Annotated in this window: 13 protein-coding genes and 1 tRNA gene; 5 read left to right on the forward strand and 9 right to left on the reverse strand. The window is 47.7% G+C overall.

Annotation, left to right across the window (positions count from 1 at the left end; genetic code table 11):
* Positions 1 to 28: 28 nt before the first annotated feature.
* The 9 genes from BN6465_RS20570 to BN6465_RS17560 all read right to left on the reverse strand — a co-directional run bounded on the left by BN6465_RS20570 (position 29) and on the right by BN6465_RS17560 (position 8,192).
* The gene (locus BN6465_RS20570) at positions 29 to 1,564 is read right to left on the reverse strand and encodes a sensor histidine kinase (RefSeq protein ID WP_066737620.1); all 1,536 of its coding nucleotides are present in this window, start codon (positions 1,562 to 1,564) and stop codon (positions 29 to 31) included.
* Positions 1,536 to 2,243 carry a response regulator transcription factor gene (locus tag BN6465_RS17520; protein ID WP_074017809.1) on the reverse strand — a complete coding sequence of 236 codons (708 nt, stop codon included), beginning with the start codon at positions 2,241 to 2,243 and terminating at the stop codon, positions 1,536 to 1,538. The genes BN6465_RS20570 and BN6465_RS17520 overlap by 29 nt, the downstream gene beginning before the upstream one ends.
* An 85-nt stretch (positions 2,244 to 2,328) precedes the next feature.
* Positions 2,329 to 2,802: a glycine/sarcosine/betaine reductase component B subunit gene (locus BN6465_RS17525; RefSeq protein ID WP_066737624.1), complete on the reverse strand. Its 474-nt coding sequence runs from the start codon at positions 2,800 to 2,802 to the stop codon at positions 2,329 to 2,331.
* A gap of 14 nt (positions 2,803 to 2,816) precedes the next feature.
* The gene (prdD, locus tag BN6465_RS17530; RefSeq protein ID WP_066737626.1) at positions 2,817 to 3,575 is read right to left on the reverse strand and encodes a proline reductase cluster protein PrdD; all 759 of its coding nucleotides are present in this window, start codon (positions 3,573 to 3,575) and stop codon (positions 2,817 to 2,819) included.
* Positions 3,576 to 3,660: 85 nt separating this feature from the next.
* Positions 3,661 to 4,386 carry a D-proline reductase (dithiol) protein PrdB gene (gene prdB, locus BN6465_RS20575; protein WP_082891766.1) on the reverse strand — a complete coding sequence of 242 codons (726 nt, stop codon included), beginning with the start codon at positions 4,384 to 4,386 and terminating at the stop codon, positions 3,661 to 3,663.
* A gap of 20 nt (positions 4,387 to 4,406) precedes the next feature.
* On the reverse strand, positions 4,407 to 4,682 hold the full coding sequence (locus BN6465_RS17545) for a CBO2463/CBO2479 domain-containing protein (RefSeq protein WP_066737630.1): 276 nt from the start codon (positions 4,680 to 4,682) through the stop codon (positions 4,407 to 4,409).
* 16 nt (positions 4,683 to 4,698) lie between these two features.
* Entirely contained in the window at positions 4,699 to 6,564 is a 1,866-nt protein-coding gene (gene prdA / locus BN6465_RS17550) for a D-proline reductase (dithiol) proprotein PrdA (RefSeq protein WP_066737632.1), read from the reverse strand.
* Between the two features lie 60 nt (positions 6,565 to 6,624).
* Complete coding sequence (gene prdC / locus BN6465_RS17555; RefSeq protein WP_066737634.1) at positions 6,625 to 7,953, reverse strand: proline reductase-associated electron transfer protein PrdC; 1,329 nt, start codon at positions 7,951 to 7,953, stop codon at positions 6,625 to 6,627.
* A gap of 141 nt (positions 7,954 to 8,094) precedes the next feature.
* Positions 8,095 to 8,192: transfer RNA gene (locus tag BN6465_RS17560), tRNA-Sec, on the reverse strand.
* A 288-nt stretch (positions 8,193 to 8,480) separates the two neighbouring features.
* Between BN6465_RS17560 and BN6465_RS17565 the strand changes: the two genes are divergently transcribed.
* The 5 genes from BN6465_RS17565 (at position 8,481) to BN6465_RS17585 (ending at position 13,850) form a co-directional block, all read left to right on the forward strand.
* Positions 8,481 to 9,512 (forward strand): proline racemase family protein, encoded by a 1,032-nt coding sequence (locus BN6465_RS17565; RefSeq protein ID WP_066737636.1) that lies wholly within the window; start codon positions 8,481 to 8,483, stop codon positions 9,510 to 9,512.
* 111 nt (positions 9,513 to 9,623) lie between these two features.
* Entirely contained in the window at positions 9,624 to 10,211 is a 588-nt protein-coding gene (locus BN6465_RS17570) for a TetR/AcrR family transcriptional regulator (RefSeq protein ID WP_066737638.1), read from the forward strand.
* Between the two features lie 185 nt (positions 10,212 to 10,396).
* Positions 10,397 to 11,116 carry a FadR/GntR family transcriptional regulator gene (locus BN6465_RS17575; RefSeq protein WP_066737640.1) on the forward strand — a complete coding sequence of 240 codons (720 nt, stop codon included), beginning with the start codon at positions 10,397 to 10,399 and terminating at the stop codon, positions 11,114 to 11,116.
* Position 11,117: 1 nt separating this feature from the next.
* A complete protein-coding gene (locus BN6465_RS17580; RefSeq protein ID WP_066737641.1) occupies positions 11,118 to 12,647 on the forward strand; it encodes a phytoene desaturase family protein in 1,530 nt (509 codons plus the stop codon).
* Complete coding sequence (locus BN6465_RS17585; RefSeq protein WP_066737642.1) at positions 12,648 to 13,850, forward strand: iron-sulfur cluster-binding domain-containing protein; 1,203 nt, start codon at positions 12,648 to 12,650, stop codon at positions 13,848 to 13,850. It abuts the gene before it with no gap.
* Positions 13,851 to 13,896: the final 46 nt, after the last annotated feature.

Consider the following 13,896-nt stretch of genomic DNA (forward strand, 5'->3'; position numbering starts at 1 on the left):
TCTGTTTATATATAGACTCCCCAGCCAACTACAAAGCCTCCATTATTACAGTCACTTTAAACTGGTCGCCATCAATCTCTACGTGGAAGGTTCCACCCATGTTTTTCACGAAGCTTTCGGCAATGGCAAGCCCAAGTCCGTGTCCTTCAGTATTTCTAGCTCTGTCCGCCCTCGCGAAGCGTTCCAGCACTTCCTCTTCCGTAAAATCCATCTCATACGAAGATGTATTTTTAACGGCCACTTCAATCTTCTTTCCCACACGTGTTTCCTCTATATAAATACGTGTTCCCTTCAAAGAATACTTCAAGGCATTGGAAATTAGATTTTGGAATACTCTGTACATTTTTTTGCTGTCACCAATGAATTTTGCGGGTTCTTCAGACAGCCTCTTCCTAATCACCATGCCGCTCTCAGTAATCGCGTCTTCCATATCCCCCAGCGTCTGCTCCAGCAGTTTTTTCATATCCAGCTCTTCCAGCTCGAGTTCCACCGTACCGCTGGTAGCCTTTGACAGCTCAAAAATATCCTGTATCATATCTTTCAGTTGTTCCTGCTTCACGCCCAGAATTTCTACATAGTCTTTCGCCTCACTGCTAAGCTCTTCCTTTTTCAGCAAATCAATATAGCCCACCATGGAAGTAAGCGGTGTCTTCAAATCATGGGAAACATTTGTAATCAAATCTATTTTCATCCGTTCCGCCTGCATTTGTTTCTCCATGATGTGTTTTAGATTCTTGCTGATACCGCAAAGCTTTTCCGAGGAACGCCGGATATCCGGATCGTCTATCTCTTCCGTTTCCAGCTCCAGATTCCCCTCCGCCATCACATCGATTTGATGTAGAAGTTTCCCCACATCTTTATAGCTTTTGCTTTTGAGCCTTATTATGGCGGCTCCTATAAGTACTCCAGCCACGGCAACCCCACTGATGAGGACGAAGAACGGCGACCACCATACCGCCAGCCCTTCATAAAGGTTTATCAAAAGCATGGCCAGTGCGCTCAGCATTACGACCACAAGTCCAAAATGTTCTTCTTTACGGAGACGCTTTTCAAACAATTCCGCCTCTTTCCAAGAACGATACTTTTTCCACAGAACAGAATCTTCTTCGATAGTTCTCAGAAGCTTTTTTCTAACAAACAGCACGATCATTCCCTGAAGAAGTGCACTGGGAAGAAGAAAAACGCCAAAACTGATAAATAAAGAGGGGACAAATCCCCAGCGGTACTGTAATGAGTAATTCCCTCTCATACCGGATGTTATAGCCCAAACACCTAATAACAGCAGCGCCGTCATGGCGGCGAGGATTTCTGTTTTTACTTTATCCCACCAGCCTGCCTTCAACTCTCTGCGCTCTTCTTCCGGGTAGGAAGTGATATATGCAAAAATCGCTATCGTTTCCAATACTATCAGTGTCAAAAGGCTCGCCATTTCCAGAGTACTTACTCCGTAACTGCCCGGCGACCTCCACAAGCACAGGTGTATTACCAGCGCCACCGTAAAAATTCCCCAAATAATAAATACTTTTTTTTCCTGCTTACTCATATTTTTCAATCTTATAGCCAATGCCCCACACCACCTTCAAATATTTTGGATTTTTCGGAGTGATTTCGATTTTCTCACGGATACGACGTATATGTACTATGACCGTGTTTTCACCGGCATACGCTGTCTCCTGCCATACTCTCTCGTAAATCTGCTCCGCCGAAAAAACGAATCCGGGATGTTCCATCAGGAGTTCTAGTATCTTATATTCTGTGGCCGTAAGTTTCACCGGCTCCCCATCCACCATAATCTGTTTGGTGTTCCTGTTGAGCTCAAGCCCTCCCGTGCGGAGCACGTCTTTGTCCGCCTTGCCGTCTCCTGCCGCGCCGAACTGGAAATACCGCCTTAGCTGGGATTTCACCCGTGCCATAAGCTCCGCCGTATTATAGGGCTTGGTGATATAATCGTCCGCTCCCATGGACAGGCCGATGACCTTATCGCTTTCTTCTGTCTTCGCGGACAGCATAATGACAGGAATATTGTTCTGCTCTCGAATCTTCATCAGCGCCGACAGGCCGTTCATCTGCGGCATCATGACATCCATGATAATCAGATGTACTTTATCTGTAACAAGTCTATCGAGAGCCCCTATTCCGTCATACGCTTTAAGCACACAATACCCTTCCAGCTCTAGAAGCTTGCCGAGCGAGCGCACAATCTCTTTGTCATCGTCAACAACTAAAATACGATATTGCTCCATCCCTAACTCCTCCGGTCTTTCGTTTCTCATTTGAAAGTGTACTATAAAAAGCTAAGATTTTCTCTTCATAAATCTAACATTTTTCTTAAGATTGATTCCGCCTGCGCATCTCCAGCTTAAGACGGGCGGTTACCTTCCGGGCATCCAGTTCCGTCACATTATTTTCCCCTACCATATTCGTCTCCACGCCCTCGGCGCTTTTATTAAAATCCAGAATACCGCTCAGATAATCATTCGTGACAACAAACTGGCCCGCCGTGCCGCTGAATTTCAACCCCGTCACCGGTATGCCACGCTTGCCCAGCTGCTCTGCCGTGTTGGCAAAATCCACATCACTGTTTCCCCAGCCGTCCATGGACATAATGACACCGTCCGCGCGCATGGCTTCCGCCCAGACTGCGGCTCTAGTTCCCACAAGCATCTTTTCTTCATTGTCATCCGGTGTCCCCACCAGCATAATACCCATCAAATCCAAATCCTCATCCGATGAGACCACATCGAGAAGCGGATCTCTGAAATGATGAAGAGAGGTTTCTTTTGTCGATGGTCCTATTCCCATATTTTCTGCACCTCCTACTGCATGGAACGGATGATTCCGTCCCTGTATTCATTTGGCGTCACTATGACCGGCATATTTCCCATATCAATAATGGAATGCCCCGCTTCCGTACCGGACGGCTCCTTCGCAAAGAGAGAAGTATCATACATAGCGCCCTGCCCGGCGACCTGTTTGATAATCAGCACCCTCTTTTTGCCGGGCCGGGCCACATCGTGGTACTCATGGCGCTCCGTACATTTTTCCCCACGGAACTTTTTCATCTGCTCCCGGAAGATTTTTATAAATTCATCACAAGCCCGGTGGGCGGCCAGAACACCTTCGCGCTCCTGTCCCATACCGGCTTTCAAGACAACGTCGAAGGAGACGATGAAATCCCCATTCCCCGGCGTCCCTGCCCGGTTCAGATATAATTTCTCACGCAAATTGCCCTCCGAAGAGCCGAACTCATGAGCCTGTTTTCCATTCACATCCACTCCCGTCAGCATCACATAGACGCCCGTCAGCGTATGGGTAATTCCCTCGCCCAGAGCGCCAAGCACCTTCGTCGAAATTGGAATGATATCCATGATCGTATTCGTCCAACGGTCATGAGCCCCCGGACGGATCACCTGCACATCCAGCTTCTCAAGCTGGGGGTATTTACTAAGTATCCCTTCCAAAACATCAGAACTCACTGTCATTTTTCCGTCTACCGTCACCCTGTTCTCATCCCCCGCCAGAACCTCCGTGACATGATACGCTTTAATGACAAGTCTGCGCAAATCCTTCTCCATACAATTCACCTCCAAATTGCCAGAATATTTCTGGAATTGTAGAGGGGGACAGGTCCCGATGAATCGGGACCTGTCCCCCTTGAGCTTAAACTTTAGCTACATATTCGTAAGGCAGTGCTACGACTTTACCCGGCTGGTCAATCTTGATCAGCTCTCTGAGTGTATCTTTTACGATAGCAGTCTGCATTTCTACGTTGTTAGGTTCTCCGGCGTTAGCTCCCATCGGAACAAGCGGAGCTACCGCACGTGGTGTACCGGTCTGACGAACAACCGGAGGAAGAGCAGCAATAATGATTGTAGGAATTCCTGCTTCTTCAATCGCTCTCTGCACCAATACTGCAGAGCGGTGGCAGGTACCTCAGCCAGCGGTGAGGATTACAGCGTCTACGCCTTCCTCAATAAACATCTGTGCGATGGCCGGACCAGTTTCGTTCTTGAACTTCTCCTGATTTCCGCCGCCGCCCATGAATCCGGCGTGTACCGGTGCGCATGCTTTGATAAATCCTTCTTTTGCAAGCTCATGGATTCTATCAATCGGGAACATACAGTTAATGTCCTTGTTGACATCTCCGTTATCATATCCACCGTGGGATACCATCAATTCATTTGACGGCATTGTGTCAGTAATCTTTCTCCAAGTAAAGTCACCTGCAAGGTTGAATCTTTCCTGTTCTTTATGGTGTACACCCGCTGCTGTCGCAAGTGCAATCGTCATATCTTTTAATTCTTTTGTCACAGGCGCCCATACCGGCGGCGGAGTAATCGGAACATAGATTTCTGACTGCAGTCCTTTAACAACTGTTAAACTCATGTTATTACCTCCTACAAATTCTATTTATCATCTTTTCGAGACTTCATTTCTTCCTGTCGTCTCTGATAAGTGTCCAGGTTGCTTACATACTTTTCATTGGCTTCCGGCCCGAGCTGCTCGACAAAACTCATGTTCCATCCCACTTCCTGACCGACCACTAACGGATAATCCGTAATCAGCATACGCATCGGGATTTTCAGATATCCCAATCTGCCTTTTAGGTCAATACCGACGCAGCCGTCATGTATCTCCACGATTACGCCTTCCATATAAATGATTTTATCGCCATATTTCATCGTAGGTCACCTGTTCTTAGTCGTATTTTTCTTTTCTCTTCTGGCTCATCGGCAGAGACTGTTCATTTGCTACAAGCTCAATGGTCTTGTCCATTGTCTTGGAAATAAGCTCTACGTTTGTTGCCTTCACATTCGGATTCCACTTCTTCTCCGGCTTTGCAACTTCTTCTTCAGCCATGGCTGCTTTCAGCATAGCAAGAGCACGGATTGCGTCTTCGTGGCAAAGTGTGTTGCACGCAAGTACTTCGTTCTCGATACCTGACTCAGACTTGTTGTTGTCAACCATATGAGTCATGTACTTGTTACCAACTACAAGCGCACCCTGAACTGCACAGAAGGACATACCAACTACAGAGATTCCTCTCATACCAATCTGCTCGATATGGCTTGCGAAATCAATATGGTTGTTTCCAAAACCTTCTGTAGTAACGAATGCTCCGTCAACGTCAAGCGCCTCTACCATCATGCCGACACGTTTGGATACATAGAATTTTTCCGCATTGATCTGCGGGCTTCCTACGAACAATACGCCGCAGAGGTCAACTTCTTCATCATGGAGAGCCTCAAGAACCAGCGGTTCTCTCCAGTAATGTCTGGACATTTCTTTAGACGCAGGTCCGATGCAGGTAAGTGCATGGATACATCCGTCAAGAACTTCCAGCGGAGAAACCATAACCGGTACGTTGCCAAGGTCAACGTTCGGTCTTGCTCCCAGAACGCCTACAGGCTCAATCGGAAGAATCAGGTTGTCATGCATAGCGCCCTGTCCCATGATTTCCTTTACAATAACAACTTTCTTTTTGCCAGGTCTTCTCACCTGCTCAAAAGTCTCTGTATCTACAACAAGACTGTCATCTTCCACACTCTTGAGTGCTTCTCTGATTTCCTGTGTGATTACATCTGTTGCGGAATGAGCAGCCAGCGGTCCCGGTCTTTCCATGTTGGTGCCTTCTTTGATGACAACTTCTGTCTTGATGAAGATTTCACCCTTTTCCGGAGCTCCCGGACGTCCCCACATAATGTTCTCATCCAGATATCCCTCAGAAGAACCAAACTCACCAATCTGTACGCCGTTGTCGTCGGTTCCTGTAACCATCACAACAACACCGTCAAGTACTCTTGTTGTACCTGTTCCGACCTCATCCTCGCCCTCTTTTGTAGCGATTGGCTGAACATCCATGATTGTCTCAGAATAAGTATGGTACTGCTCCGGAGTGATGATATCAATCTTCAGGCTGTGTACCAATTCCTGAGAAGCAACTGCCTCTTCCTCGATTCCTTCACGAATGTAAAGAACAGTTCCTTCAATCTTTGTCTCCGGTCCACGTCTTACTTCCGTGATTTTGTAATGCTTTCTTGAAACGCTTCTGATAACCTTCGGCTCCAGTTCTGCTTCCGCTACTGGTGCTGCCACTGGAACCACCTGCGCCGGAACTTCTGCCATTGCAGCACCGTGATTAAAACCCATCGGCATTTCGATGTCGATATCTTTGCCTTCCCCAATATGAATCTTCAGCACGCCGCCTGCGCATGGAGCATGTGGTGCAACTGGCGCTACTGGTGGCACAGCCGGTGCTTCCGGTGCCGGAACTTCTTCTGCCGGCGCTTCTTCTACTGCCGGAGCCGCAACCGCCTGAATTCCTTCCAAAACGTCCGCGGTAAGCGGTGTAAGAGAATCACAGGTCTTTGTAAGTGTTGCTCCAATTACCTGTTCGATAGTAAGTGCACCATCGAGATTTAATAAGTTGGAATCTACCAGATCATCAAAGATGGCCGGATCTTCCAGATTTGCTGCTTCGATTGTAACGCCTGCTTCTGCTCTGCAGCACAATACCGCAGGGTCTTTTGCATGTTCTTTCGCTGTTTCAGCTGTAATAGACATAATATTTACCTCCTCGTTGGTTTCTGAACATCTATACAATCACATTCGTGACGGTATTACTTATTTGCCTTCCGGCAGCTGGTCTACCTGTTTGGATACACGCAGGTGACGGTAAAGTGGATGAGCGATTGTTCTCATCACATGGTCTGTCTGATGGAATACCTTCAGTCCCATCTTAGGCGCCGAGCCCATGACCGTGTTAGAACAGTCAGAACAATTGCCAATGATTATATATTCACAGCCGTCCTTCTTGAACTGAATGTTGTTCTTTGCCTGTCCCGGACAGTTGCCCGGACGTTCGCACTTAAGCGGCGCACCCGGCTTGTTCTCCACGGCCTGTTTACATCTTGCCACGGAAGCAACCTCTCCATTCATCTTTGCGCATATATCCTTCATACGCTCTTCACTACCGCCGCAGGCACATACCAACAGACCTACTTTGGCTCCGTGTAAATCCGGGAATTCAATCGTTACGATAATTCCCCCTGTTGTCTTTGTAATAGGCTCGTCCGCTTCCACGGCTCTTCCTGTAAACGGTCCGCCCATGATAATTTCACCGTAAACTCCGTCGATGCCGCCGGCTCTCTCGATGAGTTCCCCAACACTCGTTCCAACCGGGACATCCATGTATACATGTGGTTCATTGCCGCCGTTTAATTTACCAATAACAGTTAAATTCTTGGAGAAACAAGGCTTTCTCTCTTCAATTGCCTCTGTCACTCTTGCCAATGTCTCTACATTACATACGATTGCGTTAGCCGCTGACGGAAGCTGGGTCGTCTCCAGCTCGATTCCAAGACATTCTCTCACTACCGCTCTCTCTTCTCCCATCGGATAAATATCCGGAAGGAGATGAATCGTGATTGCCTCTTCATCCTTCAATGCTTCCCGCAGTCTTGCAACTGCCTTTTCATTCTTCTTCTTAATCGCAAAGATACCTTTCGCCGCATTGGAAATCTCCATGCAGTACTTTACTCCGCGGATAACTTTCTCGCAGTCCTCTTCGAGCTGCAAAATGTTGTGCCTAAGCCCCGGCTCACACTCTGCCGCGTTTACTAAGATGTAGCCGCCCTGCAGATCAGCACCGAGCTTTACTCCTGTCGGAAATCCGGCGCCTCCCATACCGACAACGCCTGCCGCTTTTACCATATCCAGCTTACTGCCTTCTGCGATCGGAACGAATTCGTCCTTCTGCTCTTCGTCTGGTTTGATGATAATGCGGTCTTCCTGCACGTCCTCTACAACTCCGTATGCACTGGAAAAGATATTGGCTCCCAGTCCCGTCGGGGTTGCAATCAAGGTACCTTTTTCCACCCTGTCCCCAGCTTTTACAATCGCTTCACAAGGCGCACCTACATGCTGACGCAACAAAATCTGTAAGTTTCCCATGACTGTTCTCCCTTTCATTCTTTTATATATGTGAAAAGCGAACGTTAAAAAACGGTCGCTCATTCTCATCCATACATTAGTTACCGAAATTTACGCAAAAAAAATTAACTATAATCAATAGAAAAAATCTATTATCTTTTTTGGCGAGGGCATGTGGGAATCGAACCCACCCAGGACGCTCTTAACGCCCCACACTAGTTTTGAAGACTAGGAGGCACACCAGTTACCCATCTACCCCCAAATAACTTTCCGGTGTTTTTTACTGTACCACAGTTTATTTTGTTTTTCAACATTTATTTCTTTTTTATTCTACCAAATAACCGTTGACTTTTCAAGGTTTTTCGTAGATAATAATGAATATATACTGTACCATGTACTAGAATCTAGTCTATTTGTTAGTTTTTTATCATTGTTTTTAAAACATTTTCACAAAAACAGCACTACATTTTTGTGAAAAACAGAAAAAATAAGTTTCTCATCTTATAGGCTTTTTCTATTACTAATTATTCTAAGGAGGTATTTGGATAATGGAAATCAATCCAAAGTTAAACACGGGCGCATTCGAAGCGTCATTTCACTGTATTGATACGCATACTGTTGGGGAATATACGCGTATCATTATGTCCGGTTTTCCGCAGTTAGAGGGAAACACAATGATCGAACGGAAGAATTTTCTCGCAAAACATTATGACAAGTTTCGTCAGGCACTGATGTTTGAGCCAAGGGGACATCATGACATGTTCGGCGCTCTTCTCACAGACCCGATTCACGAGGAGGCCGACTTCGGTGTTATCTTCATGGATACAGGCGAATACTTAAATATGTGCGGGCACGGCACCATCGGCTCTGTCACCGCTATCATTGAGACAGGTCTGGTAGAGGCAAAGGAGCCATATACAGAAGTAGTATTGGACGCTCCGGCCGGAATTATTCGCACAAAAGCAGAAGTTAAGGACGGAAAAGTGCTGAACGTTACTTTGACAAATGTTCCGGCTTTCTTATACAAAGGCAACTTGACAACTACAATCGACGGAAAAGAGATTAAATATGACCTTTCCTTCGGCGGCAGCTTCTTCGCTCTTGTAGACGTGGAACAGCTGGGCTGGCATGTAGACGCTGAATCCGTACCGAAACTCACTGAATTCGGTATGAAGGTTATCGAGCAGGTAAATAAAGAAGTGGAAATCAGCCATCCAGAACTGGATATCACCACCTGCGATTTGGCAGAACTCTACTGCTCCACCGATACACCGGGCTGCGACAGACGTAACGTGGTAATTTTTGGAGACCACATGGCTGACCGTTCTCCTTGCGGAACAGGTACAAGCGCTAAGCTTGCTACATTATATAAGAGAGGCGAGATCGGCATCGGCGAGCCCTTCGTATACGAGAGCTTTATCGGCTCCCAGTTCAAGGGTGTAATCAAAGAAACCGCGAAAGTCGGCGAATTTGACGCTGTAATACCTCAGATTACAGGAAGCGCTTATCTGCTGAGCGAAGCAACTTATGTCATCGACCCGGATGACCCGTTGAAATACGGCTTCAAGGTTGGAAGATAAATAAACTGACAACTATAAAAACCACAAGATTTCTTCTATGAATTCTTGTGGTTTTTTTGGTTTTATATTATAATAAGAACATCGGAAACAACGGAAAGAAAGGGGAAACCAATGCCAAAGAAACGACGTTCCACAAAAAGCCGCATTATCAAAGCTGCGTGGACTCTATTTTACAAAAGCGGATATGAACAGACAACGGTGGATGAGATCATAGCTGCTTCCAAAACTTCAAAAGGAACCTTTTACCACTATTTTAAGGGGAAAGAAGCTCTGCTCAACACACTCTCTTACCTGTTCGATGAAAAGTATGAAGAACTTGCAGGAATCGTAGATCCCAATCTGTCTGCGTATGACAAGCTGCTCTTCTTCAATCACGAGCTTTTCTATATGATAGAGACAAGTATTGATGTAAATCTGGTGGCTTCCCTCTACTCTTCCCAGCTTGTAACAAAGGATAAGCGTTCTCTGCTCGAGAATAAGCGCTACTATTTCACATGGCTGACCGAAACTATCACCGCCGCCATTGAGTCCGGGGAGTTCAACGCCACCAGCACGACTCAGGAGCTGTTGAAGATCTACGCCATGTACGAGCGCGCACTGCTCTATGACTGGGCGCTCAGCAAAGGGAAATACTCCCTGACTGAGTACAGCGATAAACTGCTGCCACATGTGCTGGATCAGTTCGTGGAGGGAATTTAGGGAACGAAGTTTCCTAATGCTAGAAAATGAAAGAGGACTTGTAAGGTCTAGAATCTTACAGTCCTTTTTTTGTGCAAACCTAAATTATTAGATAATTATTATTTTTATTGTTATTAGTCAGATAATATGTTATAATATGGTTGGTGGTTAGACCACAGAATTTTCTGCGAAAGGAAATCAGCGATATGAAATATCATAAGTTAAAGGCAGAGAGCCTGAAAAATATATTTGTTCATGAAATGCAGGAAAAAATATTTTCCGGAGAAGTTCAAATTGGAGAGCAATTGCCGCCCGAACGGGAGATGGCTGAAAAGATGGGAATTTCCAGAAGCCTTGTCAATTCCGGACTTCTGGAGCTGGAGAGTCAGGGGTTCGTCCACCGGATTCCCCGGAGGGGAACAATCGTGGCGGACTACGAAAAAAATGGCACATTACAGATTTTGGTGGCATTGATGAATTATGATTCCTCCCGCATCGACTATCCCCTTTTCGAAAGCATGATGGAAATGAGATATTTGATTGAGTGCGAGAGCGCACGTCAGGCAGCGGAACGGATTACAGTGGAGGAGGCCGCCGGGCTGGATGCACTTGCCCGGCAGATCGGGGAGGCCGGACATCCTGAGGACGCACTGGAGCCTTTGGTGCTGTTTCATTACCGCCTGACCCAGCTTTCCGGAAATACGGTCTATGCCATGACCTTCAAGAGCTTTGAACCGGTGGTCACCTGTCTGACGAAACGATTTCTGGAGTTGTCCCCTGACCTTGGCAGAACCGAAGTTCTGCATAAAGTTCTGGTGGACGCTCTCCTCTCCCGTGACGGGGAAAAAAGCGCGGTATGCGCCCGCACCTGTCTGGAGCAGGGAATAGGCGCTTTGCGGAAGCAATATAAATTAAAGGAGGGATAATATGTTAACGTATGATGTCGTTGTGGTAGGCGCCGGCAACGCCGGTATGTCTGCCGCCTGCAAGCTTGCTATGAGCGGCCAAAAGACACTGTTGATCGAGCAGCACAATCTGCCCGGCGGATGCGCCACCAGCTTTCGGCGCGGCCGGTTTGAATTTGAGACCTCCCTACACGAACTCTGTGATTATGGGCCTGCTTCTGACCCGGGGGATGTGCGGCTGCTTCTCAAAGATTACGGGATAAATGTTAAATTTCTGGAGGTTCCCGATACCTTCCGGGTCATTTCCACCGCGCGCAGCGGGCGGGAGATTGACGCCGCTATGCCGGTGGGACAAAAAGCTTTTATTGACAAGATGGAGGAATATGTGCCCGGCAGCCGGGCTTCCATGGAGGATTTCTTTACACTGGGGGACGAGTGCAATGCCGCCACTATCTATATCAATCAGTCAAACGGCAGTCCGGATTCCGAGTACATGAAAAAGCATTTCCCCAATTTCCTCCGCACTGCGGCACACACGACCAACAAGGTGCTGGATGCCCTTAAAATGCCACGGGATGCTCAGGATATTCTGAATACATACTGGTCCTATCTTGGTGTGGACACAGAACGGCTCACTTTCATGCATTATGCGGCCATGGTTCACAAGTATGTAACCCGCTCTGCTTATATTCCGGAGCTAACCAGCCATGGCTTATCGCTGGCATTCATCGACCGCTTCCAGCAGCTGGGCGGTGAAGTATGGTTCAATACCAAGGTAGAAAAGGTATTGTTTGAAAATGGGGCAGTCAGTGGAGTTTCCACCACACAGGGGGATGTGGCTGCAAAGCATGTAATATTGAACTGCAACCCTCACACAGCTTATGCCACCATGCTTCCAAAGGAAGTCATTCCGGAGCGGGAGATTCGTCTGGCCAATGCCAGAACCCACAGCGCCCGGGCGTTCGTGCTTTATCTCGGCCTGAATAAAACGGCAGAACAGCTGGGGCTTACGGATTACAGCATCTTTATGCCGCCGACGATGGATACCGCAAAAGCATATCAGGCGCTTTCCTCTCTTGAGACGAACGATTATATCATCAGCCTTTGCTACAATATCGTCAATCCGAAGGCTTCGCCGGAAGGCACGTGTATGCTGTCCTTCACTACATTTTACAGCGATGAGGTTTGGAAGGATATCTCCCCGGAGAATTATGTTAATACGAAGAATCAGATAGCCTCCCGCATGATTGACAAATTTGAGCGGAAAACGGGTGTGAAACTGCGGGATTATATTGAGGAGGCGGAGGTGGCTACCCCGTGGACCTTTGCCCGCTATATCAATACCCCTCAGGGAACTATGTATGGATACGAGACCAATGAGTGGGACAGCATGATGGCCCGGTTGATGAGCCTTAACACAGATTACCCTATTCCGGGACTTAAGTTCGCAGGGGCACACGGCCCCCGCGGAGACGGCTATAGCTCCACTTATATCTGCGGTGAGCTGATTGCCCGTCTCACTCTCAAAGATATGGCAGAGGAGGCGAAGTAAATGGCATTAAATATTAAAGTCGGCCCAATCGGCGCACTAGACATGTTGAAGTTTAAAAATCAAGTAAAAAAGAGAAACCAGATAATCGACAGCACGACCCCCGCCCCCCTGCCGGAAGAATACGGCACTAACGCAAGGGCGCGCGCCCTTCATCCGAAGGCTCAGACTCTGCTGGTAAAAGAGGTGCGGCAGCATCAGCCGGATGTGAAGAGTTACCTGCTGGGCAGAGAAGACGGAGAGCCTACGGCCTATTTCCGGGCGGGGCAATACCTCTCCGTGCGTCTCTCCATTGGCGGTTCGGAAATCACCCGGCCTTATTCCATCAGCTCCGCCCCGCAGCTTGCCCTGCAAGGCAATTATTGGATAACAGTCAAACGCACATCTCCCGGGTTTGCAAGCGATTATATACTGGAGAATTGGCAGGAAGGAACTGCCGTAAATGTATCCGGCCCGGAAGGAGAATTCTACTATGAACCGCTCCGGGACGCAAAGACAGTCATCGGGCTGGCTGGCGGAAGCGGCATCACGCCCTTTTTGTCCATGGCCTATGCTATTCGGGACGCCGCAGAAGATTTCAATCTGACTGTGCTCTATGGAAGCCGGACAAAAGAGGATATCCTGTTTGCGGATGAATTTGCTGCCATCGAGAAAGAATGCCCCAAGGTTCATCTGGTCAACGTACTCTCCGACGAAGAAAAAGAAGGGATGGAACACGGTTTTCTGACGGCATCCCTGATACAGAAATACGCGGGGGAAGAGCCCTTCAGTGTATTCGCATGCGGCCCGTCCGCCATGTATCATTTTCTGGACACAGAGCTTCCAAAGTTGAATCTTGAGCAAAAATATATCAGAAGGGAACTTCTGGGCGCAGAGAAACAGCCTTGGACTCTGCCGGGTTATCCCACGGATAAGAAAGATCAGATATTCCAGTTGACCGTAAAATATGTAGGAAATGAAAAAGTGATAGAAGCATCTGCCAACGAACCGGTTCTGGTGGCCATCGAGCGGGCTGGAATTGCAGCGCCCTCCCACTGCAGAAGCGGTGAATGCGGATACTGCCACAGCCGTCTGGTCAGCGGAGAGGTATATATCCCGGAGGTTTCGGACGGACGGCGGGCCGCAGATAAAGAGTATGGCTATATCCACCCCTGCGCGTCCTATCCCATTTCGGATTTGGTAATCGAACTGCCGGGCGTCTATTGATGTTGACCATCTATCCACAACCATAAACAAGGGAGACAGTGACTCG

Origin of the sequence: Bariatricus massiliensis, from assembly GCF_900086725.1 — a bacterium.
In the GTDB taxonomy this organism is placed as follows: Bacteria; Bacillota; Clostridia; order Lachnospirales; family Lachnospiraceae; genus Allocoprococcus; species Allocoprococcus massiliensis.

Bases quoted from the DNA above. Each gene is read 5' to 3' on its own strand.
- BN6465_RS17520 (WP_074017809.1), bottom strand. From the start codon at position 2,243: ATGGAGCAATATCGTATTTTAGTTGTTGACGATGACAAAGAGATTGTG.
- BN6465_RS17525 (WP_066737624.1), bottom strand. From the start codon at position 2,802: ATGGGAATAGGACCATCGACAAAAGAAACCTCTCTTCATCATTTCAGA.
- prdD (WP_066737626.1), bottom strand. From the start codon at position 3,575: ATGGAGAAGGATTTGCGCAGACTTGTCATTAAAGCGTATCATGTCACG.
- BN6465_RS17545 (WP_066737630.1), bottom strand. From the start codon at position 4,682: ATGAAATATGGCGATAAAATCATTTATATGGAAGGCGTAATCGTGGAG.
- prdA (WP_066737632.1), bottom strand. From the start codon at position 6,564: ATGTCTATTACAGCTGAAACAGCGAAAGAACATGCAAAAGACCCTGCG.
- prdC (WP_066737634.1), bottom strand. From the start codon at position 7,953: ATGGGAAACTTACAGATTTTGTTGCGTCAGCATGTAGGTGCGCCTTGT.
- BN6465_RS17565 (WP_066737636.1), top strand. From the start codon at position 8,481: ATGGAAATCAATCCAAAGTTAAACACGGGCGCATTCGAAGCGTCATTT.
- BN6465_RS17570 (WP_066737638.1), top strand. From the start codon at position 9,624: ATGCCAAAGAAACGACGTTCCACAAAAAGCCGCATTATCAAAGCTGCG.
- BN6465_RS17575 (WP_066737640.1), top strand. From the start codon at position 10,397: ATGAAATATCATAAGTTAAAGGCAGAGAGCCTGAAAAATATATTTGTT.
- BN6465_RS17580 (WP_066737641.1), top strand. From the start codon at position 11,118: ATGTTAACGTATGATGTCGTTGTGGTAGGCGCCGGCAACGCCGGTATG.
- BN6465_RS17585 (WP_066737642.1), top strand. From the start codon at position 12,648: ATGGCATTAAATATTAAAGTCGGCCCAATCGGCGCACTAGACATGTTG.